The organism is Pseudomonas sp. ES4 (assembly GCF_050586665.1).
Classification (GTDB): domain Bacteria; phylum Pseudomonadota; class Gammaproteobacteria; order Pseudomonadales; family Pseudomonadaceae; genus Aquipseudomonas; species Aquipseudomonas frederiksbergensis.
Genome location: NZ_JBOBDO010000053.1, coordinates 1 through 2,106, shown reverse-complemented (window position 1 = coordinate 2,106; position 2,106 = coordinate 1). Strand labels below are relative to the sequence as shown.

The following is a 2,106-nucleotide window of genomic DNA, read 5'->3' as shown; positions in this document are numbered from 1 at the left end:
CTCAACCGCCCTTCGCGGCTCGGTCGTGCCTTGCTCGAATACCACTAACGGACGAAGCAAGTCATCGTATTCGACCTCACGTCCGGCACCTCGGCTGTCCCACCCCTGCAACACTTCATTGCCCAGACCTGGCAGGTTGAGCTGCCAACCGGCATCGACGCTGTCAGTGAACAGCGCGTTACCCGCCAGCGAAAACACCGTGGTGAGGTTAGCGCGCCTCAATGGATCTTCTTCTGACAGCGCCCAAAGCCGAGGGTCCCACTGTTCAACCGCACGGCCTGCGGCATCGTGAAAGGTGCGATTGATGCGGGCCTGAGTGGGGTCACCTTCGACCTCGCGCCAATAATCAACCGAACGGATCGGCAGACCACGCGGGTCGACAACGGACAATCCGGGTGTTTGGTGGTGCATTCCCATCGTCGAGGCCTGCATGCCGGTCGCGTCCCTGTTTGCCAGCAGTCATCTAACCGTTCGTGGGCAGGTCAGGCTACTGTCAGAAATTACAGTACCGACCAACGGCATTAATAGCATGCGTCCTCTGCGCCAACGAACGCGGCGTGTCGGTGAAAACCATCGCGCAGTGATTGATCTGTAACACAAGAAGCTCCCTCCCGACCCGCTGCGTTTTCCCTATCGCAGAGGGTCGAACGGGGGGCTTTTTACATCTGGATCATCATAAAAAAGGTTTCCATTGAGTACTCTTCGCCTCCCTGACGGCAACGATGTAGGCATTCGGAATCGGGGTAATGAAGGTCATTTCCACTGTCACAGGTGGAATAATCGCCACGAATTCGGCCCCATCAAGCGTGTCATCACTCATCAAAAGTCTGGTGTCTAATCGTCCTTTGGGAGTGAATTCGAAGGGCGCCCCGAGCCCCAGCGTCTGATCATTGATGTCTCGCTCTTTCAATCCCGGAATTTCCATCCGGTACTGGTAGGCTCTTGTGTCACCGAACCCCCCTGAAACTTCATCCATGCCGGTAGATACGTACCCAGGAAACGGGCTTCTAACGTGTTCCTGGGCCAGGGTGTTAATCCCATTGGACACTACTGCCCGCCTGAACTCATCCTTGATTTTGGGCCCTCTATTATCTCTAGGAAAAAAACCACCCGCTTTACGTATTGTTTTGGGGGAACGATTGTCCGCCCTCGTGGCTATGACGGAACCCGATGTAGCAAGCATCAATTGGTGTGAGCCCACAGTCATTGAACCGCCAGCATAGGAAGGAAGCGCTTCATTTGACTTATCCGCCGTTGGCAACGATATAGGAGGCGGTCTTCGAGGCGCGACCACCGAGGCTTTCGAGGGCTGAACCGTTTGCTCCGCGTTCGGCCAAGGTGCAATAGCGGCTGGCGTAAGTGAAGCCGGTCTTGCCGGGACCAACGGACGTACTGGTGCCGGTTGAGGAGACGTACTGAGTCCGCTAAACATTCCTCTGAGTCTTGAAACTGCATTGCCCTGACCGTCCTTTGGATCAGGTGCGAGCCCATCTACATCAACCAACCCTACCGGGTTGTTTCGGACCATTCGATAAAGATTGAGACCATCGATTGCCCCGGCAGGATCGGGATTCAACCAACGCTGCAACCACGGTAGGTAGTACCGAAATCCATAGTAATAAAGCCCCGTCGCATCCCGTTCCTTGCCCGAATAGCGAACGGTTTGTAATCCCCATCGGTGTCGTTCGGGCCGGCAGACCAGGCGGTTGTACCAAACGGATGATACGTTTCCCGACTGATGACTCGTGCATCATCGGCGAGCTCCAGCGTGCAGGAATTCAGATGATCCACCAGGCTGTAACGGTACTGATCGTTGGTCACGCCGGACGGCGGATCGGTTTCCCAATGCAATACCCGAACACTGTTGAGCCCGGCCTGCGCGGTGATGACCTGCAGTGCCTCCCTGGTGCCACTGTCGGTGCGCAGTTCAAGTCCCGGCAAGTAACGCACTTCAGCCACCACGGTTCGGGCATTGGTGTTCAGTGAGCGGATTTTGCGCACGCGCTGACCACCGCCATCGTAGACATAGGACTCTTGATCATTGAGCCCCGAGTCGCGCTCCACTGGGCTGATCGACTGCAACTGGTTACGCAGGTCCCACCTCAG

The 2,106-nt window shown here is 56.3% G+C and carries 1 protein-coding gene and 2 pseudogenes; all 3 read right to left on the bottom strand.

The annotated features are described in order from the left end of the window. Nucleotides 1-417: pseudogene (locus ACQ4OB_RS27785) on the bottom strand (RHS repeat protein); the annotation flags it as partial. A gap of 256 nt (nucleotides 418-673) precedes the next feature. Continuing rightward, nucleotides 674-976 (bottom strand): hypothetical protein, encoded by a 303-nt coding sequence (locus ACQ4OB_RS27780; protein WP_430956864.1) that lies wholly within the window; start codon nucleotides 974-976, stop codon nucleotides 674-676. Between the two features lie 504 nt (nucleotides 977-1,480). Next, a pseudogene (locus tag ACQ4OB_RS27775) lies at nucleotides 1,481-2,106 on the bottom strand (RHS repeat-associated core domain-containing protein); the annotation flags it as partial.

Coding starts and splice junctions, on each gene's coding strand:
- ACQ4OB_RS27780 (WP_430956864.1), bottom strand. CDS start 976: ATGGATGAAGTTTCAGGGGGGTTCGGTGACACAAGAGCCTACCAGTAC.